The organism is Porphyrobacter sp. AAP60, assembly GCF_001296025.1.
In the GTDB taxonomy this organism is placed as follows: Bacteria; Pseudomonadota; Alphaproteobacteria; order Sphingomonadales; family Sphingomonadaceae; genus Erythrobacter.
In genome coordinates this window covers 52,288-78,756 of record NZ_LJHV01000023.1, presented here as the reverse complement: position 1 = coordinate 78,756, position 26,469 = coordinate 52,288, and the positions used below count along the sequence as shown (strand labels likewise).

20 protein-coding genes, 1 tRNA gene and 1 riboswitch are annotated in these 26,469 nt (G+C 64.0%); of the genes, 10 read left to right on the top strand and 11 right to left on the bottom strand.

Going from position 1 to position 26,469, the window contains the following annotated elements; genetic code table 11:
* The first annotated feature begins 136 nt into the window (after positions 1 to 136).
* From IP79_RS13605 to IP79_RS13575, 7 genes are all read left to right on the top strand, one after another.
* Positions 137 to 883 carry a Bax inhibitor-1/YccA family protein gene (locus IP79_RS13605; protein WP_054119839.1) on the top strand — a complete coding sequence of 249 codons (747 nt, stop codon included), beginning with the start codon at positions 137 to 139 and terminating at the stop codon, positions 881 to 883.
* Between the two features lie 141 nt (positions 884 to 1,024).
* Positions 1,025 to 1,978: a hypothetical protein gene (locus IP79_RS13600; protein ID WP_233994222.1), complete on the top strand. Its 954-nt coding sequence runs from the start codon at positions 1,025 to 1,027 to the stop codon at positions 1,976 to 1,978.
* A gap of 104 nt (positions 1,979 to 2,082) precedes the next feature.
* Positions 2,083 to 2,158 (top strand) — tRNA-Ala (locus IP79_RS13595).
* Positions 2,159 to 2,348: 190 nt separating this feature from the next.
* A riboswitch (cobalamin riboswitch) is annotated at positions 2,349 to 2,541 on the top strand.
* 162 nt (positions 2,542 to 2,703) lie between these two features.
* Complete coding sequence (locus IP79_RS13590; protein ID WP_233994221.1) at positions 2,704 to 4,623, top strand: TonB-dependent receptor plug domain-containing protein; 1,920 nt, start codon at positions 2,704 to 2,706, stop codon at positions 4,621 to 4,623.
* A 165-nt stretch (positions 4,624 to 4,788) separates the two neighbouring features.
* Complete coding sequence (cgtA, locus tag IP79_RS13585; RefSeq protein WP_054119836.1) at positions 4,789 to 5,853, top strand: Obg family GTPase CgtA; 1,065 nt, start codon at positions 4,789 to 4,791, stop codon at positions 5,851 to 5,853.
* Positions 5,854 to 5,865: 12 nt separating this feature from the next.
* Positions 5,866 to 6,984 (top strand): glutamate 5-kinase, encoded by a 1,119-nt coding sequence (gene proB, locus IP79_RS13580; RefSeq protein ID WP_054119835.1) that lies wholly within the window; start codon positions 5,866 to 5,868, stop codon positions 6,982 to 6,984.
* A gap of 10 nt (positions 6,985 to 6,994) precedes the next feature.
* The gene (locus IP79_RS13575; protein ID WP_054119834.1) at positions 6,995 to 7,912 is read left to right on the top strand and encodes an NAD-dependent epimerase/dehydratase family protein; all 918 of its coding nucleotides are present in this window, start codon (positions 6,995 to 6,997) and stop codon (positions 7,910 to 7,912) included.
* On the opposite strand, the gene IP79_RS13570 is transcribed toward IP79_RS13575, so the two are convergent.
* Complete coding sequence (locus IP79_RS13570; RefSeq protein ID WP_054119833.1) at positions 7,909 to 8,490, bottom strand: hypothetical protein; 582 nt, start codon at positions 8,488 to 8,490, stop codon at positions 7,909 to 7,911. The genes IP79_RS13575 and IP79_RS13570 overlap by 4 nt on opposite strands.
* Positions 8,491 to 8,714: 224 nt before the next feature.
* Between IP79_RS13570 and IP79_RS13565 the strand changes: the two genes are divergently transcribed.
* On the top strand, positions 8,715 to 9,305 hold the full coding sequence (locus tag IP79_RS13565; RefSeq protein WP_156318345.1) for a hypothetical protein: 591 nt from the start codon (positions 8,715 to 8,717) through the stop codon (positions 9,303 to 9,305).
* A gap of 9 nt (positions 9,306 to 9,314) precedes the next feature.
* On the opposite strand, the gene IP79_RS13560 is transcribed toward IP79_RS13565, so the two are convergent.
* The 9 genes from IP79_RS13560 to IP79_RS15565 all read right to left on the bottom strand — a co-directional run bounded on the left by IP79_RS13560 (position 9,315) and on the right by IP79_RS15565 (position 17,757).
* Positions 9,315 to 10,091 (bottom strand): phosphoadenylyl-sulfate reductase, encoded by a 777-nt coding sequence (locus IP79_RS13560; protein WP_054119831.1) that lies wholly within the window; start codon positions 10,089 to 10,091, stop codon positions 9,315 to 9,317.
* Positions 10,081 to 10,536 (bottom strand): DUF934 domain-containing protein, encoded by a 456-nt coding sequence (locus IP79_RS13555; protein ID WP_054119830.1) that lies wholly within the window; start codon positions 10,534 to 10,536, stop codon positions 10,081 to 10,083. Before IP79_RS13555 ends, IP79_RS13560 begins: the two co-directional genes overlap by 11 nt.
* Positions 10,526 to 12,157, bottom strand: a complete 1,632-nt coding sequence (locus IP79_RS13550) for a nitrite/sulfite reductase (protein ID WP_054119829.1) — start codon at positions 12,155 to 12,157, stop codon at positions 10,526 to 10,528. Before IP79_RS13550 ends, IP79_RS13555 begins: the two co-directional genes overlap by 11 nt.
* Before the next feature lie 97 nt (positions 12,158 to 12,254).
* Positions 12,255 to 12,554: a DUF2849 domain-containing protein gene (locus IP79_RS13545; RefSeq protein ID WP_054119828.1), complete on the bottom strand. Its 300-nt coding sequence runs from the start codon at positions 12,552 to 12,554 to the stop codon at positions 12,255 to 12,257.
* A complete protein-coding gene (gene cobA, locus IP79_RS13540; protein WP_054119827.1) occupies positions 12,551 to 13,318 on the bottom strand; it encodes a uroporphyrinogen-III C-methyltransferase in 768 nt (255 codons plus the stop codon). Before cobA ends, IP79_RS13545 begins: the two co-directional genes overlap by 4 nt.
* Positions 13,319 to 13,385: 67 nt before the next feature.
* Complete coding sequence (locus IP79_RS13535; RefSeq protein WP_054119826.1) at positions 13,386 to 14,519, bottom strand: mechanosensitive ion channel family protein; 1,134 nt, start codon at positions 14,517 to 14,519, stop codon at positions 13,386 to 13,388.
* Positions 14,516 to 15,706: a cystathionine beta-lyase gene (metC, locus tag IP79_RS13530; protein WP_054119825.1), complete on the bottom strand. Its 1,191-nt coding sequence runs from the start codon at positions 15,704 to 15,706 to the stop codon at positions 14,516 to 14,518. Before metC ends, IP79_RS13535 begins: the two co-directional genes overlap by 4 nt.
* Positions 15,703 to 16,560 carry a sulfurtransferase gene (locus IP79_RS13525; RefSeq protein WP_054119824.1) on the bottom strand — a complete coding sequence of 286 codons (858 nt, stop codon included), beginning with the start codon at positions 16,558 to 16,560 and terminating at the stop codon, positions 15,703 to 15,705. The genes metC and IP79_RS13525 overlap by 4 nt, the downstream gene beginning before the upstream one ends.
* 48 nt (positions 16,561 to 16,608) lie before the next feature.
* Positions 16,609 to 17,757 carry a hypothetical protein gene (locus IP79_RS15565; protein WP_156318344.1) on the bottom strand — a complete coding sequence of 383 codons (1,149 nt, stop codon included), beginning with the start codon at positions 17,755 to 17,757 and terminating at the stop codon, positions 16,609 to 16,611.
* 146 nt (positions 17,758 to 17,903) lie between these two features.
* On the opposite strand from IP79_RS15565, the gene queF reads away from it, so the two are divergent.
* On the top strand, positions 17,904 to 18,389 hold the full coding sequence (gene queF, locus IP79_RS13515; protein ID WP_054119822.1) for a preQ(1) synthase: 486 nt from the start codon (positions 17,904 to 17,906) through the stop codon (positions 18,387 to 18,389).
* Positions 18,390 to 18,462: 73 nt separating this feature from the next.
* On the opposite strand, the gene IP79_RS13510 is transcribed toward queF, so the two are convergent.
* Positions 18,463 to 20,658, bottom strand: a complete 2,196-nt coding sequence (locus tag IP79_RS13510; protein WP_233994220.1) for a putative bifunctional diguanylate cyclase/phosphodiesterase — start codon at positions 20,656 to 20,658, stop codon at positions 18,463 to 18,465.
* A gap of 352 nt (positions 20,659 to 21,010) precedes the next feature.
* Between IP79_RS13510 and IP79_RS13505 the strand changes: the two genes are divergently transcribed.
* The gene (locus tag IP79_RS13505; protein ID WP_324608196.1) at positions 21,011 to 26,467 is read left to right on the top strand and encodes an AMP-binding protein; all 5,457 of its coding nucleotides are present in this window, start codon (positions 21,011 to 21,013) and stop codon (positions 26,465 to 26,467) included.
* Positions 26,468 to 26,469 lie beyond the last annotated feature (2 nt).

Below are 26,469 nucleotides of genomic sequence, written 5' to 3'. Positions count from 1 at the left end.
TTAATCGCTGTTAAGCTGAACGAATTGCGCGCTTTGCAATCCGGTTTCGCTTGAAATGCGCAAAGAAAGGCCCGATATTCACTTCCATGGAGAGCGCGACACCTCGTGCTCCGTGTGAAGGACTAAGGGTTTCACAATGGCTGACTGGAATGACACCTCGCGCAATGCGCAGCGGTTGGGCTCCGTGCCCCGCGCCGGAGGCGATGTCGCCGGACGCGCAAGCTTTGACGAGGGCCTGCGTTCGCACATGCTCTCGATCTACAATTACATGACCTCGGGCATCCTGCTGACGGGTGTTGTCGCGCTGCTGGCGTTCTCCAGCGGTGTGGCAGAAACGATCTTCACCGGCGGTATCCTGCGCTGGATCGTGGCGCTGTCGCCGCTCGCCATCGTGTTCGCGATGAGCTTTGGCGCCAACCGCTTCAGCACTGCGACCCTGCAACTGATGTTCTGGGGCTTTGCCGCGCTGATGGGCCTTTCGATGTCATCGGTGTTCCTGGTTTACACCGGCGGTTCGATTGCCACGACCTTCTTCGCCACTGCGGCGGCCTTTGCCGGCTTGTCGCTGTGGGGTTACACCACCAAGAAGAGCCTGTCGGGCATGGGCAGCTTCCTGATCATGGGCGTGATCGGCCTGCTGGTGGCAATGGTGCTCAACATGTTCCTGCAGTCGCCTGCGTTCCACTACGCGATCAGCTTCATCGGCGTTCTGATTTTTGCCGGCCTGACCGCCTATGATACGCAGCGTCTGAAGAACGAGTATGAATATCTGCGTGGCACCGAATTCGCGGGCAAGGCCGTGATCCTCGGCGCGCTGAGCCTCTATCTGGACTTCATCAACATGTTCCAGTTCCTGCTCAGCTTCCTCGGCAACCGCGAGTAATCGTACTGCGCGGGCACACGGCTCGCCGCACAAATGTTGAAATGTCGGATGCCCGGAGCCTTTCACAGGTTCCGGGCATTTGCTTTGTGTTCCGACACAGCTATCGAATGCGCTTAAGGCTGGAGCAAGCCCGGGGCGAACATGATCGCACCGCAAGCGGCAGCACAGCCCGCAGCAAGAGAGGTTACTTACATGAGCGCGGCTCCGCACACGCCTTCGATTCCTTCGCAAACTCGGACACCCTTCGGCCTGACGATTACTACGCTGGTCGTGGGCAGTGCTATTCTTGGGGCTTGTGCCAAGCCCCCGCCGCCCCCGCCGCCTCCGCCTCCGCCGCCACCGCCCGTGGTCGAAGCGGTGCCCTATCGTCCGCTGCCGCCGGGCGGCGCACATTACGTGATGGATATTCCGCAGCGCGGGCCGGATGGACGCCGCATTACGGTCAACAGCAACCTCAGCGATGATCAGCTGGTCTGGAACCTGCGATCCGCTTGGAACGTGGCGGCGCTCAATTGCCTGTCGCCCGAATACGCGCCGATCCTTGACGGCTACCGCGCCTTCCTGACCGCGAATGTCAGGCCGCTGAAGGGCGTCAACGACCGGATCGAAAAGGGCTATAACAGCCGCTTCCGCGTGCGCCGCGATGCGATGGTGGCGCGTGATGGCTATACCACGCAGGTCTACAATTTCTTTGCCCTTCCGGCGGCACGCGGCGGATTTTGCCGCGCTGCGCTCGACGTGTCGAACCGCGCCTTGCTGACCCCGCCAACCGATCCGCTTGCTTTTGCCCGTGAGAATTTCGACCTGCTGCTGCTGCCGTTTGATCAGTTTTTCAGCGAATATGAGACCTATCAGCAGGCCTCGGCGCAGTGGGACGACAAATGGGGCGCACAATACGGCGCTTCGCAGCCGGGCTGGGTGGCGGTTCAGGAAGCCCGCATGAGCGGTGTTCCGGTGCCAACCTATGCAGCGCAGACCGTGATCGATCCCGAAACCGGGGTAGCCGTGCCGGTGATTCCGGTGACCGAAGGCGTGATTTCGCAGCCGGTGGTGGAACCGCTTGCCACCAACCCCGCGCCTGCGCCGGGCGAGTAATTGCAGCGCTTGCAGCGGCATGAAATGCCGTTGCAAGCGGCTTTGTGCAGCGCTATTCCGCGCCTTCGCCTGATAGCATGCGGTCAGGCGTGAAAACCTGGAACGGGGCCGTAGCTCAGATGGGAGAGCGCGTCGTTCGCAATGACGAGGTCAGGGGTTCGATCCCCCTCGGCTCCACCAGTTTTCAGGCTCCGCCTGAAAACTGGATTCCCGGTTTTTGCCCTCAGACGCCGGGCGCAGCGCGTCCGCGCTGCTTGGCTTCGCCGCATAAGCGGCAACGCGCAGTCGCGCTTGCGGCGCTACGCGCCGTTCCGGCACTCCCATTCTTGCCATGCCTTACACACCTTGCCGTCAGCTTTGCCTGACGCTATCGCTGCTCCCGCGTTTCGGTAACGGGAATGCGGTTTGATTCCGCAGCTGTCCCTGCAACTGTAAGCGGTGAGTATGCGGTGTGCGCCCCTTCAGCAGGGGCAGCCACTGGGGGCTTTCGGGCCTCCGGGAAGGCGAGCGCCGGATGCGTTGATCCGTGAGCCAGGAGACCGACCGGGGCGTGTCGCTCTTTGCTTGGCTCAGGGATTGGTCAGGCGCGGAAAAAAGACTTTCGTTGTGAGCGACATCACCGGACTGTGAGGGATGGGATCCCCTCGCGGCCTTTATGTTGCGCATAACGGGAGGAATCCGTGAGAAATCTGAAATTGTTGTGCAGCGTCGCAGGAGCGGCGCTGATGGTACATGGCGTTGGTCATGCGCAGCAGGCTGATCGAAAGAATGATGGCGCGGCGGTCGCCAGCGATCAGATCGTCACCCTGATCGAACGCAGGCGGGAAGAGGGTATCCTCGTCAATGCGAACCGAAGCCGCGAGGTGGTTTATACCGAGAACTACACTGGCTCGGTGACGGTTATCGAAAGCCGGATGCTCGAAAACCGCCAGACCCGCGACATTGCCGATGTGCTGCGCGATGTCCCCGGCGTGGCAGTTGCGGGCATCGCGGGCCAGACCCAGATCCGTTTGCGCGGTTCGGAAGCCAACCACGTTCTCGTGCTTGTCGACGGGATCGAGGTTTCCGATCCCTTCGCGGGCGAATTCGACATCGGCACCCTGCAAGCCGAAGTCGGCGCGCGGGTCGAGGTGCTGCGGGGGCCGCAATCGGCGCTTTACGGCCCGGACGCCATCGGCGGCGTGGTCGCCTATGAAAGTGCCAGCGGGCGCGCTGTGCCGGGCTTTGCCGCGCGGATCGAGGGCGGAACGCAGGGCACCATCAACGGCGCGCTGCGTTACGGCGCGAACGGTGAGAGTTGGGATGCAGCGCTCTCCGTCGTGGTGGTCAGCACAGATGGGCAGCCCAATGCCAGAGGCGGCACCCGCGACATCGGGCGCGACAGCTATACCGTATCGGGCAAGGGCGGCGTCGAAGTGGCCGACGGCTTCGCCCTGCGCGCCGCCGCCCGCTTCATCCGCACCGAAGGACGGACAAACGACAGCGATTTCGATTTCACCAGCCCCATCTTCGGATTCACCATCGACAGCCCCGGAGTGGGCTACGTCAACGAAGCGGTCTATGCCCTCATCGGTGCGCGGGCCGAGGTACTGGACGGGCGCTGGACGCATGATCTTTCTGCGCAGGTGGCCGAGATCGACCGCGAGACAGACAGCCCTTTCGGCCTGACTTCGGCCAGCGAAGGCGACCGGGTCAAGGCGTCCTACGTCACGGCATTCAAGCTCGCTGACGAACACAACCTGACCCTCGCCGCCGATTGGGAGCGCGAAAGCTTTCGCAACGCGCTCGCCGCCAGCGGCGGATTTACCGGGCAGCGCGCGATCGAGCAGACCGGGATTGTCGCCGAATACCGCTATTCCGGCGAGGCCGTAGACCTATCGGCAGCATTGCGACATGACATCAACGACCGCTTCCGCGATGCCACGACTTTCCGCGTTGGCGCAGGCTACCGCATCACCGAAACCACCCGGCTGCGCGCAGCGGCGGGCAGCGGGGTCAAGAACCCCGGCTTCTTCGAGCTGTTCGGCTTTATCGATGGCCGGTTCATCGGCAATGAAGCGCTGCGGCCCGAAAAATCGACGGGGTGGGAAGTGGGCGTGGATCAGGACTTCGGCGATTTCGCTCGTCTTTCGGTGACTTATTTCGACAGCGAACTGGAGGGCGAGATTTTCACCACCTTCCCCGCTCCGGCGTTCATTGCCACCCCCGCCAACCGGACAACCAAAAGCAAGCAGCGCGGGGTGGAGGTGTCGCTCAATGCCCGGCTTGCCGAACAGTGGAGCCTTGATACGGCCTACAGCTACCTCGATGCCGAGGAAAACGGCGTGGAGGAAGTGCGCCGCCCCAAACATATCGCCAGCGCCGCGTTGACATGGACTGCGCCCGGTGATGCGGCGTCAGCCACGCTGGTCGTGCGGCACAATGGAGCGACGCCCGATGTGGCCTTCACCGACCCCAGTTTCGTCCCTGTGCGGGTAACGCTGGACGATTACACGCTGATCAACCTTAATGCCCGCGTGACGCTGGCAGACGGCATCAGCGCCTTTGCCCGCGCCGAAAACCTGCTCGACCAGCGATACGAGCAGGTATTCAGCTTCGTCTCGCCGGGGCGATCGGCGGTTGTGGGGGTTGAGGCGCGTTTTTGAGTTCCGCACCCCATCCGGGGTGCGAAATCCTCGCTCACGCGACCTGAAAGTCGCATCGCTGCGGGCGGGCGCCAGAATCCTTTGGCGCCCTAGCCGCCCTATGGGCCGAGGGGACCGCCGCCCAAAGCCCTCGCATTTGCAGCAATTATTCCCTATGCGCCCCCCATGCATTTTCTCGACCAAGCCAAAATCTATGTGAAGTCCGGCGGAGGCGGCCCCGGGGCCGTCTCTTTCCGGCGTGAGATGTACGTCGAATACGGCGGGCCCGACGGCGGTGACGGCGGGCGCGGCGGCGATATCGTGTTCGAAGCTGTCGCCGGCCTCAACACCCTGATCGACTTCCGCTATTCGCAGCATTTCAAAGCGCCGCGCGGAGGGCACGGCATGGGCAAGGATCGCACCGGTGCCAGCGCCAAGCCGCTGGTGATCAAGGTGCCGGTCGGGACGCAGATCTTCTCCGAAGACAAGGACGAAGTGCTCGCTGACTTCACGCAGGTCGGCCAGCGCGTCGTCTTTCTCGAAGGCGGAATCGGCGGGCGCGGTAACGCCAGCTACAAAACCTCCACCAACCGCGCGCCGCGCCAGCATCAGGACGGGATTCCGGGTGAGGAAGCCTGGGTGTGGCTGCGGCTGAAGCTGCTCGCCGATGTGGGCCTGGTTGGCCTGCCCAATGCGGGCAAATCGACCTTCATCAATGCTGTGTCGAACGCAGGCGCCAAGGTCGGCGACTATGCCTTCACTACGCTGGTGCCCAAACTGGGCGTGGTGCGCCACAAGGGCCGCGAATTCGTGCTGGCCGACATCCCCGGCCTGATCGAAGGCGCGGCGGAAGGCGTCGGGATCGGTGACCGTTTCCTCGGCCATATCGAACGATGCCGGGTGCTGATCCACCTGATCGACATTACCGGCACCGAAGACGCCGACCCAGCCGAAGCGATGCGTATCGTCGAGGACGAACTGGCGGCATACGGTGCGGGCCTTGAAGACAAGGCGCGGCTGGTGGTGCTGAACAAGCTCGATCTGGCCGATGCCGAACTGGTCGAGGCCTATAGCGAAGAACTGCTTGCCGCAGGCGCGGACAAGGTTTTTGCGGTGTCTGGCGTGACTGGCGCTGGCATCTCCGAACTGCTTGACGCGGTACTCGGCTACCTGCCGGATCGCACCTCGACCGAAACCAAGACAGTGGAAGTCGAGAACGAGGGCGACGCGGACGCGTGGTCGCCGCTCTGAAAGTAGGGGCCTATGCTGGATAAACTTGCCAATATCACCACCGCGCGGCGGATCGTGGTCAAGATCGGTTCTGCACTGCTGGTCGGCGGCGGACAGGCGAACGAAGAGTGGTTGATGCGGATGGCCGGCGATCTTGCGGCGCTGCGCCGCCATGGCGCGCAGGTGATCGTGGTAAGTTCGGGCGCGATTGCGCTGGGCGCAGCGCGGCTCGATCTGCCCAAAGGCGGGCGCGGCAGTCTGGCCGATGCTCAGGCGGCAGCGGCGGTGGGGCAGATCGGTCTTGCCGATCTGTGGTCGCGCGCCTTGGGCGCCCAGGGGATCACGGCAGCGCAGGTCTTGCTGACGCTTGGCGATCTTGAGGAACGGCGCCGCTATCTCAATGTCTCCGCCACGCTGGACCGTCTGCTGGAGGCCGGTGCGATCCCCGTCATCAACGAGAACGACACCGTGGCAACTGCTGTGATCCGGTTTGGCGATAACGACCGGCTGGCCGCGCGCGTCGCGCAGGCAGCGAACGCCGATCTGGTGCTGCTGCTTTCGGATATTGACGGGCTGTATGATCGTCACCCGCGGGAACCGGGCGCAAAGCTGGTGCCGGTGGTCAAGGCTGTCACACCGAAGATCAGAGCGATGGCAAGCGGTGAATCATCCTCCGGACTTGGATCGGGCGGGATGACATCCAAGCTGCAAGCCGCGCAGATTGCCACGCGCGCCGGAATTGCGCTGGCGATCCTCAATGGCACGCATGATGCGCCTATTGCCCATGCGCTGGCAGCCGGCACGGGGACGCTGTTCCTGCCGGTGCGATCGGATTCGGCGCGCAAGGCGTGGCTGGGCGGGCGATTGGCGCCTGCGGGCGAATTGCGGGTGGACCAGGGCTGTGCCCAGGCACTGCGGAGCGGGGCCAGTCTGCTGGCGGCGGGCATTGTCGAGGTTTCGGGCAACTTCCGGCGCGGCGATCTGGTCAGCGTGCTCAGCATGAAGGGCGAAAGGCTGGCCCAGGGCCTGACCGAGTATAATGCTGCCGACGCGCAACTCATCGCGGGTAAGCGCGGCGATGATCAGGCCGAACTGCTGGGCTATGCCCCGCGATCCTGCGTGATCCACCGCGATCACATGGTGTTGTTGTGATCGGGCGCCCGTGAGCCTTCTGGCAATCACCGGCGCGACCGGGTTTGTCGGCAGTGCAGTGATGGATGCGGCACTGGCGCAGGGCCATCAGGTGAAGGCGCTGGCGCGGCGCGATCAGCCTGCGCGGGCGGGTGTTGAGTGGGTGCGCGGCGATCTTGGCGATACGGCGGCGCTCGCCGCGCTGGTCGCCGGAGCGGGTGCGGTGATCCATGTTGCGGGGCTCACAAACACACCTGATCCGGCGCAGTTCGAAAGCGCCAATGTCACCGGCACCGCCAATGTCATCGCTGCCATGGCGGGCGCTGGCGTAAAGCGGCTGGTGTTTGTCTCGTCACTTTCGGCGCGGATGCCTGCGCTGTCGGCCTATGGCGCGTCCAAGGCAGGGGCAGAGGCGCTGGTGGAGGCCTCGGGGCTCGAATGGACGACAGTGCGTCCGCCCGGTGTCTATGGCCCGCGCGATATCGATTATCTGGAGATGTTCCGCACCGCCAGATGGGGCTTTGTCCCGCTGCCGCCGGGCGGAGCGAGTTCGATCATCCATGCCGATGATCTGGCCGAATTGCTGGTGACGCTGGCGGCAGGCAACGCCGCGCCGACGAAGAAGAAAATCTACGAACCCGATGACGGGCGCGAGGGGGGATGGAGCCACAAGGAACTCGCCCAGGCCATAGGGCAGGCGGTGGGAAAGCGCAGCGTGTTCGCGCCGCATCTGCCGCGTGCGGTGCTGGAAGCCGCCGCCACCGCCGACCGCCTACTGCGCGGCGACCGCGCCAAGCTGACGGCTGACCGCGTGGGCTATATGGCACACCCCAACTGGGTCGCGCGGTTTGATCGCAAGCCGCCGCCGGGCATCTGGCAGCCGCGCATTGCGGGTGAAGAGGGGTTGAAGGCTACGGCGGCGTGGTATCGGCGTGAGGGGTGGCTTTAGGGTTTCGGCGCCGCGCAGGCTTCGGTGCCGTAGGCTTCTTTGTAGGTCTTGCCCCAGCAACGCTCGAAAGCTTCGAGCACGTTGAGGTTGGGCGGCCAGCTCATCTGGATCACGGTACCATCAGACAGCGTGAGGCTGTTATCGTCGGGCTTCGGTGCCTTCAGCGCCTTCAACCCCGCAATAGACTCCTGCAGCTGATCACGCTTTCCGAGCAGGAAGGCGATAGTTCCTGAAACGTAGAAGTTCCAGCCAAATTCGCGGTCGAATTCCGGCGGGTTATAGGTGCGCCGGAACAACGCGATGGCTTCGGCGGTCTGGCCGCCGAAAGCGCGCATCTGGCCTTCGTGCCAATACAAGATGGCCTCGTGATCGCGCTTTTCATGCCGCCATGCACGGATCAATTCGGCTGCGGCGATCTCGCATCCGTCCTTCATGCCAAGGGCGCGCCATCCGCCGCCTTGCAAATCCTGATCAAACGCCTGCCGATCCAGCGTCAGCATCGCCTCCCAATCATAGGAGCAATCGGGTGCGGGGGCGGGTTCAGCCGGCTGAGCGGCGGCGAGGAGCAGGGCGAGCATGGTGGCAGCCTAACCCATTCTATTTGGATGTGAAGGTGCAGCTGAAAAGGCCTGCAATTTTGTCGGCGTCAGCCTGACGTCACCTGTCGTCACAGGCCGTCAGGCATGATAGCATCCGCCCGTAAGCCGTGGGAGGCATGGGGGATTCGCGCTGTCACAGGCGCAAATGCGAGGGGGGAATTGTGGCACTTAACCAGATGGCATTTGAGCGGCCCGAATCATTGATGATGGCACGCGGTTATCAGTTCGGTCGGCTGCAGCACGGGCCGGATGGCGATTACCATTCCCCCGACGGCGGCTATAATGGCGGCATTATTGCGCCGGAGCGTATTCTGATCCCGGCCACAGCTACGCTCGTCCGGTTTGGCGGATCGGCGTGGCGCGGCGGCGGGTCATTTGTCGGCAAGGTTGCAGCGGGCGAATGGTGGCTCGACTGGCGCAATTTCAAACTTGTCGAGCAATATGCCTCGACCATCGGCGAATCCGTTGCCTTTGCCGTGCGACAGACTTGCGCTGTTCCGGAAGAATGGAGCGACCTGAGCCTGTTCATCCAGGGCACGTCGCGTTCGCCATTGTGGGCTTACACCGGTCTTGGCGATGTGGCGCATTCATCATCGGGCACCATTGACCCGGTGGGCAAGGGCAAGCCGATGATCCGGCAGCTCTTCATTCCCGGCCTTGCCGATCCCGATCTGCGCAAGGAGGCGATTGTCTTCGGCAACCCGACCTTCCTTGATCCGGAAATGTCGAAACCCGGCGCCTTGGCCCGCGCGCGCGAGGAGGAACGGCTGCGCCGCGCGCTTGGCGGGAAATAGCGAACGCCCCTACAAAAACGGCTCCTCGCCCGGCTTGTGGATGCCGCATTCGGTCTTGTCCCAGCCCTTCCATCGGCCCGAGCGCGGGTCTTCGCCCGGCGCGACCTGGGTGGTGCAGGGGGAACAGCCGATTGACGGATAGCCTTGCGCGATCAACGGGTGGCGGGGGAGGTCATGGGCGATGAAATAGCCTTCGATCTGGCCCGCGTCCCAATCGATCAGCGGGTTGATCTTGAGCCGTCCCTGCGCGTCAGATGTGTCCACTTCAAAACGCGGCAGATTGGCGCGGGTGGCGGCCTGGAATGATTTCCGGCCAGTGAAGCTCGCATCATATTGCGCCAGCGCCTTTGCCAGCGGGCGTACCTTGCGGATTTCACAGCAGCCATCGGGATCGTATGACCAGCGCAGGCCGGTTTCGTCCTTGGCGGCCAGATCCGCCGGATCGGGTGTCAGGATCACCAGATTGAGGCCCAGGCGCTCTGCCAGCGTGTCGCGGTAAGCCAGCGTTTCGGCAAAATGCTTGCCGGTGTCGAGGAACAGCACCGGCACAGCAGGATCGACGCTGGCAACCAGATGCAGCAGCACCGCGCTTTCCGCGCCGAAGCTGGAGACGACTGCCAGATCGCCTGCCAACCCGTCGCGGATGACCGCTTCGAGCATGTCCTGCGTCGAAGCGCCGCGGAACATGCGGTTCAGCCGCACCGCATCATGTTCGGTAAAGCGCGGCGCGAGGTCGAGCGCGTCGCGGGTGCGCGGCTCGCCCGAGAGTCCCAGTTCAGGCTTCATGGCGCTTGTCCGCAATGATCCGCCGCGTATCGGCGGCGCGTTGATAGACGTTTTCCCACGTTGCAAAGGCGCGCAGCGCGTCGTCTTCATCCAGCCGCTTGTCGGGGGCGAAGCTGTCAAACCCGCAGCGGCGCATATGGGAAAGCTGATCGATCAGCACATCGCCAACCGCGCGCAGTTCGCCGGTGTAGCCCGCTTCGCGCAGGATGCGGGCAGAAGAATAGCCGCGCCCGTCGCCGAAGCCGGGGAAGTTGACCTCCACCAGTGCAAGGCGATCGAGATATGGCAGCAGCAGGCGCGCATCGTCACCCGGCTCGATCCGGACAGCGGTTGCGTTGGTCTGGTCGCAGCAGGCATCGACGGTGACGGTGCCGTGATCGACGGGTTCGTCATCGCGGAAGCGGAATTGCACTTCATCGGGGCTGGTGCCGAGATTATCCGCCATACAATGCCTCCTTGAAAGGCTCCATGCCGATGCGGCGGTAGGTATCGAGGAAACGCTCGCCGTCCTGACGTGCGCCAAGATAAACGTCAGTGACTGTCTCGACCGCGGCGACCACCCCATCCTCGTCAAAGCCGGGGCCGGTGATCTTGGCGAGGCTGACGTCTTCCGCCTCCGACCCGCCGAGCGAAAGCTGGAAGTTCTCCTTGCCCTTCTTGTCGACACCAAGGATGCCGATATGGCCCGCATGATGGTGTCCGCAGGCGTTGATGCAGCCGGAGATTTTCAGCTTCAATTCGCCGACCACTTCGGTGCGGCCCTTGGCGGCGAAGCTTTCCGAAATGCGCTGGGCCAGCGGGATCGAGCGGGCGTTGGCGAGGCTACAATAATCAAGGCCGGGGCAGGCGATGATATCCTCGATCGTGTCCATGTTGGGCGCGCCCATGCCTGCCGCGTCCAGCGCGCTCCACACGGCGTGAAGATCGGCGATGCGCACATGCGGCAGCAGCAGGTTCTGGGTGTGCATCACCCGCAATTCGTCAAAGCTGTAATCGCGCGCCAGCTTGGCAACAACGCGCATCTGTTCCGCTGTGGCATCGCCGGGAATACCGCCCGCGGGCTTGAGGCTGATGACAGCCGAGACATAGGCATCATGCTTGTGCCGGTGCGTGTTGCGATCCACCCACAGCGCGAAATCCGGATCGGAACGGTCGAGCGTCTTGGGCCCGTCAACGAAAGCGGGCGGGGCAAAATAGGCCGCTATCCGCGCCAGTTCCTCGCGCGGGGGTTCAACGCCCACGGCCAGCATGTGGGCGAATTCTTCCTCGACCTGCCGGGTATATTCCGCTGCGCCAAGTTCATGGACGAGGATCTTGATCCGCGCCTTGTACTTGTTGTCGCGTCGGCCATAGCGGTTGTAGACCCGCAAGGCGGCCTCAGCATAGGTGATCAGCTGGTCGATCGGCACGAAATCGCGGATCAGCGGCGCGATCATCGGGGTGCGGCCCATGCCGCCGCCCGCGTAGACCTCGGCACCGACTTCGCCATCTCGGCTGACAATGCGGATGCCGATATCGTGCAGCCGCATCGCCGCGCGGTCTTTTTCCGATGCGATCACTGCGATCTTGAACTTGCGCGGCAGGTAGGTGAATTCGGGGTGGAAGCTCGACCACTGGCGCAGCAATTCCGCATAGGGGCGCGGGTCGACCACCTCGTCAGCGGCGGCACCGGCGAAGTGATCGGCGCTGATGTTGCGGATGCAGTTCCCGCTGGTCTGGATCGCGTGCATTTCGTGCCTGGACAGGTCGGCGAGGATATCGGCGGCATCTTCCAGCTTGATCCAGTTGTACTGGATGTTCTGGCGGGTGGTGAAGTGGCCATAGCCGCGGTCATACTTCTCGGCGATGTCCGCCAGCGCTTCCATCTGCCCGCCGCTGAGCGTTCCGTAAGGGATCGCCACGCGCAGCATATAGGCATGGAGTTGCAGATAGAGCCCGTTCATCAGCCGCAGCGGCTTGAACTGGTCTTCGGTCAGCTTGCCATCCAGACGGCGGCGGGCCTGATCGCGGAATTCTTCCACGCGGGCATCCACCATCGCCTGATCGTAGGAATCGTATTGGTACATCAGAAACTCCGTTCGCTTCGAGCGAAGTCGAGAAGGCGGCTTGCGTAGGTGTCTCGACTGCGCTCGACACGAACGGAAATTAGGGGGTGTCGCTTCATCAGATCACCCAGTCCCAGCCGGTCTTGTCGGCGGTCGGCACGGCGAGGTCGCGCCGCACGGTCGGGCCGAGTGCGCGCACCCGGTCCTTGATATGCGCAGGCCGTACATGGCCGGCAGCGTCGATGGTGGCTTCGATCACGTAGGGCACGTTGACCCGGCGCGTGGCGACTTCGCGGGCGAGGATTTCCTCCGCCTCGTCGCCCACATCGACAGCATCATCGACGAACAGCGACCAGCCATTGCCGTTCCACCACGTCACCGCGCCGCTGCGCAGATCATTGCCGGTGAGGATTTTCATTGCGCCGCCTCCTTGGCGTTTCGGGCGAGGGCGGCGAGCGCGATATCCTCGCGCGCGGTCACTTCGCCGATCACGATCAGCGCGGGGCTTTTCACTGCTTTGGCCTCGACCAGATCGGGCAGGCCCGCCAGCAAGCCGCGCAACACCCGCATTTCCGGGCGGGCGGCGTTTTCGATCACGGCAACGGGCATCGAAGGGGCAAGACCGTCTGCCATCAGCTTTTCCGCAATCTGCGCGGCAGTGGATACGCCCATGTAGATCACGAGCGTGCGGCCCTTGCCTGCAAGGCCGGACCAATCCTGCTCGGCCAAGCCCTTGCACTGGCCGGCGACGAAGCTGACAATGCTGGATGCGTCACGGTGGGTCAGCGCGATGCCGCTTGCCGCCGCTGCGCCGTTTGCAGCGCTGATGCCGGGCACGACTTCAACGCGGACGCCTGCGGCGCGGGCAGTTTCCGCCTCTTCGCCGCCGCGCCCGAAGATGAAGGGATCGCCGCCCTTGAGGCGCACGACATCATGGCCCTGCACGGCCTCTGCCACCAGCAGAGCGTTGATATCGTCTTGCGGCAGGGTGTGGCGGGCGCGCTGTTTCGCGACCGAGATCAGCCGCGCATCGGACCGCGCAAGCGACAGGATATCGGGCCCGATCAGCCCGTCATGGACGATGACCTGCGCCCGTTCGATCAGGCGGGCGGCGCGCAGGGTGAGAAGGTCCACCGGACCCGGCCCTGCGCCGACGAGATAGATGGTGCCAGTTTGCTGCATGACAGGGCAGATGGGCCACGACGCCCGGCCATGCCAGCGAGAATGGATTGCCCAGCGCGTAGCTGAACTATTCGCTATCGTCCCCAGAGTTCGGCGAGGTGTCCTGCGAAGCATCCGGCAAGCGCCCTCCAAGCGCTGCGATCAGTGCCTGCATCTGCGCATTGTCGCGCAGATTGATGTCGCGCTGCGGGTAAGGGATTTCGATGTCGTTCTCCTTGAACAGCCACCACAGGCCCTTCAACACTTCGCTGCGGACATTGCCGACACCCTGTTCGGGATCGCTGATCCAGCAATGGATCGTGAAATCGACGGAGTTATCGCCAAATCCGCCCCACCAGACCGTGGGCGGCGGCGTTTCCAGCACGCGCTTGGACTTGCCCGCAGCCTCCAGCATCAGTTTTTCGGCCAGCATCATATCGGTGTTGTAACTCACCCCGACCGGGATCTGGATGCGCACATTCCTGGATGAGTAAGACCAGTTTTCGACCTGGTTGATCATCAGGTTTTCGTTCGGGATCAGGTATTCGCGTTCATCGCGCGTGACGACCGAAATCGCGCGGATGCCGATCTTGCGGATCTGGCCAAAGGTCTGCTGTCCGGACTGGTCGGCCACTGCGATCACGTCGCCCGGCTTGATCGACTTGTCGAGCAGCAGGATGATTCCCGAAATCAGGTTGCCGAAGGTCTTTTGCAGGCCGAAGCCGATGGCGAGGCCGAATGCGCCCGAAAACACCGCCAGCGCGGTCAGATCGATGCCGAGTAGATCGATGCCGATAAAGAATGTCGTCACCCAGATTACGATCTGTGCGATCTTTTCGGCCAGCACGCGCTGGGTGCTGTCAAGGCTGGTGATCCGGCGCAGCGCGCTGCGCATCAGGCGGGTTGCCACCACGGCGAAGCCCAGCACCAGCAATCCGGCGGCCACGGCAAACAGGACATCGAAGGCGGATATGCGCCAATCGCCGACTGACAATGCAAGGCTGTCGAGCTGATCGAGAATATCCCCGATCGTCTGGCTGCGTCCGGCAATATCCTGGCGAACGGAATCCGCGCCGCTGACAATAGCTTCGGGCACAGCCGGCTCTGACGCAGCAGCTTCGGGCGAGGCTTCAGGGACCGGGCTGGCAGTGGCCGCGGGATCTGGCGGAGTTTCGGTTTCCGTTTCCGTCTCGGCTTCAGGCAGGGATAGCGCCGCGGTCATGTCACATTCTCCAGCGCCTGGCCGAGATCGGCGATCAGATCATCGGCATCCTCCAGCCCGATGGCAAGGCGGATTGCAGGGGCGCCGCCGGTACCGGGCATGATACTGCGGTAATCTTCGGGCCGGACCGGCAGGGCAAGGCTTTCAAAACCGCCCCAGCTATAACCGATGCCGAACAATTCCAGCGCGTCTGCCACCTTGCCCGAGGCTTGGGGATCATCGCTCGCCAGTACAAAGGCGAACAATCCGCAGCCGCCGGTGAAATCGCGCTGCCACAATGCGTGGCCGGGATCGGAAGGCAGCAGCGGGCACATCACGCGGGCCACCTGCGGCTGGCTTTCCAGCCATGTCGCAATTTTCAGGGCCGAGCGGGTCTGAGCCTCAAGCCGCACTGCCATCGTCCGCAAGCCCCGCGCGGCCAGCGCTGCGTCATCGGGCGAGACGATCTGCCCCAGTTCCTGCGATGTGCGCCGCAACGCGGTGTACCAGCGCTTGCCCGCGCTGGCGCTGCCCATCATCAGATCGGAATGGCCGCCAACGTGTTTGGACAGGCTCATCATCACGATGTCGCACCCGTGTTCCAGCGCGGCGAACCCGAGCGGGCTAGCCCAGGTGTTGTCGATCATGCTGACCGCGCCATGTTCGCGGGCAATGGCGGCCAGCGCGGGCACATCGCAAACCTCGAAGGTCAGACTGCCGGGGCATTCCAGCCAGACGGCCTTCGCTCCCGCCGCGCATAACGCCCCGAACCCCTCAACATCACGCGGGTCGAAGAAGGTGGTGGCCACCCCAATGCGCGCCAGCAGCCCGGTCGCCATGCTGCGCGAGGGATCATAGGCATTGTCAGCCATCAGCAGCCGGTCGCCCGGCTTCAGCACGGCAAGCATGCACCCCGCAATCGCCGCCACGCCGCTGGGATACAGCACCGTGCCATGCGCCCCGCGTTCAAGCTGGGTCAGAGCCTCGGCCAGCGCCCACTGGGTCGGCGCGCCGCGGCGGCCATAGAAAAACTGCCCGTCGGCATTGTTGCCGCCTGCCGCATGGCGATCCGCGTCGCAATCATAAAGGTGAGTGGATGCGCGCCACACCGGAGGGTTGACGACCGGGCCGGTCCATTCGCTGCGCCGCCCACCGCGCACAACGCGCGTGGCAGGGCGCAAGGGCTTGTCGGTATCGTCGCCGCTCATGTTGCAGGGCCCTGTTCCTTCGGGGTGGAAGGATCAGCGCCCCATTCGCTCCAGCTGCCATCATACAGCGCCGCATCTTTCACCCCGATCAGATGCAGGGCGAACATCAGCACGCTGGCGGTGATGCCGCTGCCGCAGGTGGTCGCGATCGGGCGATGCAGGTCGATCCCGGCGGCGGTGAAGATGTCGCGCAGTTCGGCGGGCGATTTGTAGGTGCCGTCGGCATTCAGTACATCGGTGAACGGCAGGTTGAGCGCGCCGGGAATGCGCCCCATCGGCAGGCCGTGGACAGGATCAATGCCGGTGCCGAACACCCGGTCGGCACTACGCGCATCGAGCACCTGTTCTTCGGCGGTTTCAATATTGGCGAGCATCTGCGCCTTGCTGCGCACGCCGCGCGGCGGGGCAAGGCGGGTGGGCGAAAGCGGCGCCGCGTGGCGGATGCCAGCCGCCAGCGGCTGTTGTTCTGCCCGCCATTTCGCCAAGCCGCCATCGAGAATCGCGACATTTTCCCACCCGCTGGCGTGCAGGATGAACCATGCGCGGGCCGAGGTGCGAATGGCGCTGTCATCATAAAGGATGATCGTATCGCCGGGTTCGATCCCCAGCAGGCCCAGACGGGCGCCGAGTTGATCGGGCCGCGGGAACGCCTGCGGCACGCTCGATGCTTCGTCAATCAGGCTGGCGAGGCCAAGAAACTGCGCGCCCGGAATATGCCCGGCGACAAATTCGGCTCCGGCATCACGCTGCGCGGCGGGCAAGTGGTGGGATGCGTCAAGAATGGCAAGGCCGGGCGATTCAAGGCGCTCGGCCAGCCATCCGGTCGATACGAGATCGGGAACAGGTGTCGTCATGCCGCCAACCCTAGCGCCCTCAAATCACGGCGCAAGGCCGCCGCGCTTCTAACTTTCCGGTATCGCGATGGGCTGGGCGCGCAGGCCGGGCACCGATCCGGGCGGCTGGTCAAGCCGGATCGGATGCAACCGGGCAGAGCCGCTGGCGCTGGGGTTGCCGATCACGAAACTGCGGGTCAGCGGCGATTGGCCTTCGCCTTCCAGTGTCACGTGCAGCAGAGGAATGAACAGCGCGGCGCTGCCTTGCCGCAGAACTTCGATATCGGCCAAGGGAAGCTGGATTTCGCCGCTGATGCTACGGTTCTGGTGCGGGCCGATCCGCGCCACGCCAAGCGCCTGCTGCGCTGCGCCGCTGGAAGGGGCATTGTCGCCCCCGCGCCGGGCGCTGGCAAGCTGCACCGCAAGGCTCAGATCGCTCACTGCGCGATCGGTGCGGTTGGACAGGTTGACGCGATAGGCAAGCGTGAACTTCATGATGCTGCGGGTGGCGGAAATGACATCCAGCGTCACGTCGAGCCGGGGCAATTCCGGCGCGGGTGCATCGGGGTTTTCCATCCCCGGCGGCGGCGCGGCAAGGCGCAGCACCTTGGGGCGGCGGCTGCGCCACACGGCAATGCCGCCTGCCAACGCCAGCAGCGCGACCAGCAATGCCGCCGCCTGTGGCCACCAATCGGGCAGGGCGGATTGCGTGGGGGTATTTTCGGGCACGTCAGGATCGGCGGCGGGTCCATCGGGTGCAGGCAGCGGTAACGGCGGTGGTGTTGTGGGCGGCACTGTGGATGGCGGGGCGACGGCTTCGTCCGGCACAGGTGTCGGTGCGGGCGTTGGTGCAGGGGTTTCCGGGGGCAAAGGCGTCTGCGCGGGTCGGGCCGCAGCAGTGTTCGGGGCCGCGCTGGCGGTGGCCCTCGGCCTTGGGCTGGGAGATGGCAGGGCCAGTGGTAAAGAGGATGGGGCGGGCAGCGGGCTTGCCGTCACCGTCGGCGCGGGCGCGGGTGCACGCACGGGTTGCGGCGGTATCACCACGCCGCCGCGTTCGTCGGCTGGCCCCGCGGGCGCCGGAGTCGGTGTTGGCGTAGGCGGGGGCAACTGGAAGTCTTGCGGGCTTTGCTGCGCAGCCAGCGGCGCGGAAAGAGCCATCGCTGCGGCAGCGCAGAAAAACAGGCGGGCAGCAAACAGGCGGGCAGGCTGGGCGATCATGGCAGGGTGGCTTGCAAACTGGTTTGGAAAAGGGAAGCGGCTGTGCGGCCGCCGGGCTGAACGGGGCCTGTCCCCATAGGGGCGACTGCTGCCCCCCGTCCAGTTCCATGCTTGCGTGCATCCCCCATTCGGGGCAACAGCGCGGCATGGATTCGACACCCGAAAACCCCGCCGCCAAGCCTTCGGGCGCCCCGCAATTCCTCGGTCGCGATACGCCGCTGCCGACCTCGCCTGAAACGGCGGTGCTCGACTACGTGCCCAATCCGCGGCCCGGCCTGACCTATCTGGTGCGCTTCGTCAGTCCCGAATTCACCTCGCTGTGCCCGGTGACGAACCAGCCGGATTTCGCCCATCTGGTGATCGATTACGTGCCGGGCGAAACGATTGTGGAGAGCAAAAGCCTCAAGCTGTTCCTCGGTTCATTCCGCAATCATAACGGCTTTCACGAAGATGTGACCGTGGGGATCGGGGTGCGGTTGTTCGAAGAAATGCGCCCGCAATGGCTGCGGATCGGCGGATACTGGTATCCGCGCGGCGGGATTCCGATCGATGTGTTCTGGCAGTCATCCGCGCCGCCGGCCGATCTGTGGCTGCCCGATCAAGGCGTGGCATCCTATCGCGGACGCGGGTGATCCAGACCTGCGCTTGACCCTGCCTAGACCTGCCTCTGCCCGATGTTTCACGTGAAACATCGGCACGGTTCGATCAGATACTGAGATCTAGCTGCACGAATCTCGGCACGCTCTTGTGGGCTTCGCGCCAGCGGGCCAGCGGGAAGGCACCGGCCCCCAATGCGGCCAGCGGAATGCCTGCTTCGGCCAGCGAATAGGGCGAAATGCGGTGCCGGGTCATGAACCCGCCCGAACCATCGCTGACCAGCGCGGTCTCGAATTTGAGACCTTGGCTCGCCTCGGTGGCGTTGACCACCTTGCTCACCACCAGCTGTCCGTGGCCGAGATCGAGCACCACTTCGGTGCCGATCGGCACGCCCGCCAGCCCGTTGATCCGCGCCCCTGTTTTCGAAAGGTTCCGCAAGATTACATCGTAGTAATGGTCCTCGTGGATCAGGCCCACCTTGCGGAACATCGATATGCGTTCGGCGCGGTGGCGCGCCGGGCCTTCGGCGGTGACTTTCATCGTGCCATCGGCAAATCGCGGCAGCAGATCCTCCTGCTTCAGCGGGCGCGAGTAGATATAGCCCTGCACCAGATCCGCGCCGCGTTCGCGCACCAGCGCGAGTTCGTCCATCGCCTCGACCCCTTCGGCGACGGTTTCCATCCCCAACGCCTTGGCCAGCGCGACAATTGCGGAGATGATCGCCGGGTTGATATCGCCGTTTTCGGTGCAGCCACGCACAAAGCTCTGGTCGATCTTGAGCTTGTCGAAATGTCCGCCCTTGAGATAGCCAAGCGATGAATAGCCGGTGCCGAAATCGTCGAGGGCAAGGCGCACGCCCAGCTTCTTCAGATCGCGGAAGATCGCGTCGACCGATTCAAGATCACCCACGAACACGCTTTCGGTGATTTCCAGCTCGAGCCTTCCGGGCGGAAGGCCCGATGCCTCAAGCGCGGCGGCAACAGTCTTGTGAAAGCCGGGGCGGATGAATTGCTTGGCCGAAACATTGACTGCGACGCGGATCGTCTCTGGCCACGTTAACGCATCGGCACAGGCGCGCCGCAGTGCCATTTCGCCAATCCGGATGATCAGATCATCATTCTCGGCAACCGGTATGAAGAGCGCGGGCGAAATGAAGCCTTCCTGGGGATCATGCCAGCGCAGCAAGGCTTCGAAGCATCTGACCACATTGGTTTCGGGATCGACCAGCGGCTGATAGACCAGGCTCAGCTCGTCACGGTCAACCGCATCGCGCAGCCGGTCGCCCAGCATGGCGCTTTTCGATGCGGCATCGCGCAGTTCGCTGGTGAAAAAGCAGAAGGTGCCGCCGCGGGTTTCCTTCGCGGAATACAGCGCCATGTCGGCTGCACGGGTCAACTCGTCGGTGTCCACCCCGTCATAGGGCGCAATCGCGATCCCCACCGATGTGCCGATAATCGCCCGGCGCCCGTTGATCGTGTAGGGCTGCGAGATCGATTGCACGATCCGGTTCGCAAGCTCGCCCAGCGTCCCGCGATCGTCCATGTCGGGCAGCAGCACCTGAAATTCATCGCCGCCCAATCGGCCCACCTCGCCGCGATCTTTGACGAGCGATGTCAGCCGCTTCGCCACCTGCTTGAGCAATTCATCGCCTGCCGGATGGCCCATCGTGTCATTGACCTGCTTGAAGCGGTCGAGATCGATCATCAACATCGCGCAACTGCGCTTGCTGATGCGGAACGCGCCCAGCATCGCGTTGAGCTTGTCACCCAGCTTGCGGCGATTGGCGAGGCCGGTCAGTTCATCGATCTGCGATTGCCGCGCCACCCGGGTTTCATAGGCATATTGCCCCGATATATCGACTGCGCTGCCACGATAGCCCATGAATTCGCCCTTGGCATTCGTTAGCGGGCGGCCATTCAACCGCCACCAGCGCATAGAGCCGCGCGCGTCTGTCAAGGCGATGACATGTTCATCCAGTTTGGAATGGGCCTTGAGCTTGAAGGAAAGCGACCGCTGCGTCGGAGCGCCCGGTTCGCTGTCGATATCGCTGAATACATCTACCAGCGGTTTGCCGATCAGGTCACCGCCATCGGTCTCCAGATCCTGCAAGGCGCGCTGCGACAGGAACGAAAGCCGGCCCTGCGCATCGGTCGCCCAGAACATGCCAACACCAAGCTGTTCAACCTCGCTGAGCACAGACACGCGTTCGGGCCGGGCCGCCGGTAGCTGCGGTGCGGCGGCAGCAGCGGGCGTACGTGCCTGCGCTGCCTGATCGCGTACCGATTTAAGAAAGCCCAGTGCCAACGCCCGTCCTTAACCTAGAGATGGTGTATCCGCCGTCCGGCCTGCACTCGCAACAGCCAAGCAATCCACATCAGGTTGGGAGCGATAGCGCCCACGTGTTTAAAAAGCCCTTACGGCATCGCGCGGCCACGACAGATGTGAAAAATGCACGGAACGCATTCGCGTTGTTGGCGTTACTGCAACACGCGCTCAAATTGGCATTTTCTTGCTGATCGGATGCGTGATGTGTAATAATGCTGCATAGCCGCCGTGCGTTAGGGATCACGCAGTGCGCGTCTTCGCAATTTTGGGGGACGGTGTCATTCCTGTGGATTCCTTGCACGCGAGCAGCGCTGCTGCCCGGACCAATCCTGTGCGAACCCGCGCCGAATGGGACACGATGCGTGCTGCCGCGCTGGCCGATCCGGGCGCATTTCATGGCGATATTGCTGCGCGGGGCATGCACTGGTTTGTCGGCGATATCGGCCCGGATGGCGCGTGGCTGGCGCAGGCTGACGATGGCCGCTGGCACGGCTGGGATGCCGCCTCGGCAGCAACCGTCAGCCCTGATCTTCCCGCCGGTTTCACCCCCTGGCACACCGGCTTCGATGGCTCGCAGGCACCGCATTGGCGCTGGTTCGTCGGTGGCCGCACCAATGCGGCTTTCAGCGAACTCGATCGCCATGTGCTGGCGGGGTACGGCGATGAAGCCGCGCTGGTGTTCGAAGGTGACCGCTGGGACATGTCGGCGCTTGGCGGCAAGGGCGCGCCGCTCGATTGCTTTACCGTCAGCCGCAAGAAGCTGTTGCTCGAAGTGGCGAAATGCGCCGTCGCGTTGGAGGCTCTGGGCCTGAAGCCGGGCGATCGCATGGCGTTGAACATGCCCAGCATCGTGCCGCAGATCTACTGGACCGAAGCGGCCAAGCGCATGGGCGTGGTGTACACCGCTGTGTTTGGCGGCTTTTCCGACAAAACCCTGTCAGACCGCATTGCCGATACCGGCGCGCGGGTGATCGTCACCTCTGACGGAAGCTACCGCAACGCGCAGGTCGCCGCGTTCAAGAACGCCTATACCGATCCCGCGCTCGACAATTTCGTGCCGGTGACGACTGCGCTGGAGATCCTCTCTGGCCTCGAAATGGGGATTCCGGCTGAAGACGCCGCGACCATCGTCGATACGGTGCGCGAGGCGCTTTATGGTGAAATCACTGTAGACCGTTCGGACGTGATGCGCGGCGTGGGCCGTGCGCTGATCACCCTCGGCGCAGAAGGCCGCATCAGCACCGCCGATGCTGCCCGCGTGCGGATCGCGATTGCATCAAGCCTCGTCACCCTGCCGCCGCGCGTGGAAGCGGTGATCGTGTGCCGCCACACCGCGCAGCCCGATGTGATCTGGCGCGAGGAACGCGACCGCTGGAGCCACGAACTGACCAACGCAGCGCTGGTGACGGTGCTGGAAAAGGCGCGGGCCGCCGGGCTCGATGTTGCGACCGAAGCCGATCTGCAGGCGCTGCCAGACGCTGAGTTTATCCGCGCAATCTGGGCTTCGTCAAAGCCGCTGCCGGTCGATGCCGATTACCCGATGTTCTTCATCTACACCTCGGGCAGCACCGGCAAGCCCAAGGGGATCGTCCACGCGCACGGTTATGCCGCAGGCGTGGCCGAGACGATGAAGGTCAGCTTTGATGCGCGCCCCGGCGATACGCTGTTCGTGGTGGCCGATCCGGGCTGGATCACCGGGCAAAGCTATCTGATCTGCGCCCCGCTGATGACGCGGGTAACGACGCTGGTATCCGAAGGTTCTCCGGTGTTTCCGCACGCGGGCCGGTTCGCCTCGATGATCGAGCGGCACAATGTCACGATCTTCAAGGCGGGGGTGACATTCCTCAAAGCGATCATGTCCGATCCCGATAACCTTGCCGAGTTGCAGCGTTACGACATGAGCGGGCTTCGGGTTGCGACCTTTTGCGCCGAGCCGGTCTCGCCCTCGGTGCAGGCCTTCGGGATGGAGCACGTTACCCCGCGCTACATCAATTCATACTGGGCGACCGAACACGGCGGAATCGCGTGGACGCATATGTTCGGCAATGACGATTTCCCGCTGCGGCCCGATGCGCACGCCTATCCGCTGCCGTGGATCGTGGGCGATGTCTGGGTCGAGGATGCCGAAGCAGAAGCAGCTTCGGACGTTCCCTTCGCCCGGAATGACACTGGCGGTGTGCCGTGGCGGCGGGCGGAGATGGGCGAAAAGGGCGAAATCGTGATCGCCGCGCCCTATCCCTATCTGGCGCGGACGATCTGGGGCGATATCGAAGGCTTCAAGGTCGATGATGGCCGGGTCGATCCCGCATGGCGCGGCGATGCGGCGCGCTGGGAGGAAGGATATTGGCGGCGCTGGAAGGGCGCATGGGCCTATACCCAGGGCGACTTTGCGATTGCGCACGAGGATGGCTCATTCTCGCTCCACGGCCGGTCTGACGATGTGATCAACGTCTCCGGCCACCGCATGGGGACCGAGGAGATCGAAGGTGCAGTGCTGCGCGACAAGGCGCTCGCGCCGGACTCTCCCGTCGGCAACGTGCTGGTGGTCGGTGCGCCGCACCGCGAAAAGGGGCTGACCCCGCTCGCATTCGTGGTGCCGGTTGCCGGGCGCAAGCTCACCATCGAGGACAAGCGCCGCCTGTTCGATCTTGTGCGGACGGAGAAGGGAGCGGTCGCCGTTCCCGCCGACTTCATCGAAGTCTCGCAATTCCCCGAAACCCGCAGCGGCAAATATATGCGCCGCATGGTGCGCGCGCTGGTGGTGGGCGAGGATGTCGGTGACGTCACGACCCTGCGCAATCCCGAGGCGCTGGACGAGTTGCGCAGCGTGATCGGTGATTGGCAGCGCAAACAGCGCCTGAGCGACGAACAGGCGCTGTTCGACCGCCACCGGTATTTCCTGATCCAGTACAACACCGTGGCCCCAGGCAAGCAGGTGGCGACTGTCACTGTCACCAACCCGCCGGTCAACGCGCTCAACGAACGGGCGATTGACGAGTTGGTGCTGGTCACGTCGACGCTGGCACGCGATCCCAATGTGGTCGCTGTGGTGTTCACTGGCGAAGGCACATCGTCCTTCGTTGCCGGTGCTGACATTCGCCAGATGCTGGAGGAAATCCACACCCGCGAAGAAGCGCTGGTGCTGCCCAACAACGCGCACCTTGCCTTCCGCACGATCGAACGCATGGGCAAGCCCTGCGTCGCGGCGGTGCAGGGCGTGGCGTTGGGCGGGGGCATGGAATTCGCGCTCGCCTGCCACTACCGCATTGCCGAGCCTGTGGCGCGGTTCGGCCAGCCCGAGATCCGCCTGCGCCTGCTGCCCGGTTATGGCGGCACGCAACGCTTGCCGCGCCTGCTGATCGACCGGCGCGGGGACGAGGGCCTGCGCGATGCGCTCGACCTGATCCTCGGCGGGCGCAGCATTGATGTCGATGCCGCCGAAGCCATGGGTTTCGTTGACGAGCTGGTGAGCGGCGCGGCGGATGCGCTCTCGGCCGCCCACGCAGCAGTGCGCGATTATGTGAAGCATGGCGAAGAAAGCCCGCTGGGGGCAGCCTTTGCCGAACGGCAGGCAGCGGCGGCGCGCTGGGACACGGCGGCGGGCGTCAGACTCGATACCGTGATGCAGGACGATTTCCTCCAGCGCGTTCTGCGTCAGCTCGACTGGGCCGGACGCGGCGGTGCGGGCAAGCGCGCGCTGGAAGCGGTGCGTGTCGGCCTTGAACAGGGCATCACCGCCGGGCTTGCCAAGGAAGCCGCGCTGTTCGCCGATGCGATCGTCGATCCTGACGGCGGCAAGACCGGTATCCGGCAATTTATGGACAAGGTTGCGCCCCCGCTCCCGGTGCGGCGCGACGGTGTGTGGATCGATGCCGAGCATGAAATGCGCGCGCAAGCGCTTGAGGCGGCAGGCGATCTGCTGCCAGTTGGCGCGCCCTTCTATCCGGGCGTGACCCCGATCCCGCGCCACCAATATGCTTTCGGCATCGCCCGCGATCCCGACACCGGGAGCCCCCGGTTTGGCCCTCCGGCGAGCCACGAGAAAGAATTGATCGTCGCGGTGCCGGAGCCTGCACCCAACGAAGCGCTGCTCTACATGCTGACGAGCGAGGTCAACTTCAACGACATCTGGGCGCTGACGGGCATCCCCGTATCGCCCTTCGATTCCCATGAGGAAGACGTGCAGATCACCGGATCGGGCGGCATCGCGCTGGTCGCGGCGCTGGGGTCCGAGACGCGGGCGCAGGGGCGGATCAAGGTCGGCGATCTGGTGACGGTCTATTCGGGGACTAACGATCTCCTCAGCCCGCTGGTCGGCAATGATCCGATGTATGCCGATTTCTCGATCCAGGGCTACGAGACCGAAACCGGCAGCCACGCGCAGTTCCTGACGGTGCAGGCGCCGCAGATGCACAAGCTGCCGCCCGATCTGACGCTGGAACAGGCGGGCAGCTATGTGCTGAACCTCGGCACGATTGCGCGCTGCCTGTTCACCACTTTGCAGATTGCACCGGGGCGGACGCTGTTCGTCGAGGGCGCGGCGACGGGGACGGGGCTGGACGCGTTGCGGTCTTCGGTGCGCACCGGATTGCAGGTGACGGGGCTGGTGTCCTCGGAAGAACGCGCCAGCTTCATTACCGATGTGCAGGGCGCGGTCGGCGCGATCAACCGCAAGGATGCGCGCTTCGCCGATCTCTATTCGGTTGTGCCGGAAGATGCTTCCGAGGCGCAAGCATGGGAGGCCGCAGGCGCGCCGCTGGTCGAGGAATACAAGGCGCTGAACGGCGGCAAGCTGGCTGATTATGTCGTCAGCCATGCGGGCGAGACGGCCTTCCCGCGCAGCTTCCAATTGCTGGCCGAAGGCGGCACGCTCGCTTTCTACGGCGCGTCATCGGGCTATCACTTCAGCTTCATGGGCAAGCCGGGCACGGCCACACCCGAAGATATGCTCCGCCGCGCCGCGCTGCGGGGCGGCGAGGCGGTATTGATTTACTACGGGCCGGGCAGCAAGGAACTGCTCGATGAAACCGGGCTGCAAATGATCGAGGCCGCCCGCCGGTTCAACGCCCGCAGCGTGATCGCCACCACCACCGATGGCCAGCGCGAATTCCTGCAATCGCTGGGGTTGGAGGATGCGATCGAAGGCATTGTCAGCCTGGAAGCGATCCGGCGGCGCGAAGGCGCGAATTTCTACTGGCCCGACACCATGCCGCGGCTGCCCGATGCGAAAGCGGATATCGAGGTCTTCAAGGCGGCAGTGCGCGATTATCAGGATCGCGTGATGAAGCCCTTCGGTTCGGCGGTGGGCAAAATTCTGCGATCGTCCGACAATCCGCGTGGCAACCCCGATCTGGTGTTTGAGCGGGCAGGGCAGGACACGCTCGGCATCTCGACCTCACTGGTGAAGCCTTTCACCGGCCGTGTGATCTTCGCCGAGGATCTGACCGGCTGCCGCTTCACCTTTTACGCGCCGCAGGTCTGGACGCGGCAGCGTGCAATCCTGATGCCGACCGCAAGCATCCTCGGCACCCACTTGTGCAACGCCTATGAAGTTGCACGCATGAACGACATGATCGCGGCCGGACTGCTCGAAGTGACAGAGCCGCAGGTGGTCGCTTGGGATGAATTGCCCGAAGCGCATCAGGCGATGTGGGAGAACCGGCACACCGGATCGACTTATGTCGTCAATCACGCGCTACCCGAAATGGGCCTGCGCAGCCGCGATGCCTTGCTCGAAGCGTGGGCGGCACTGGCGGCGGCGGGCACATCCGGGGAACCGGACGGCTGATC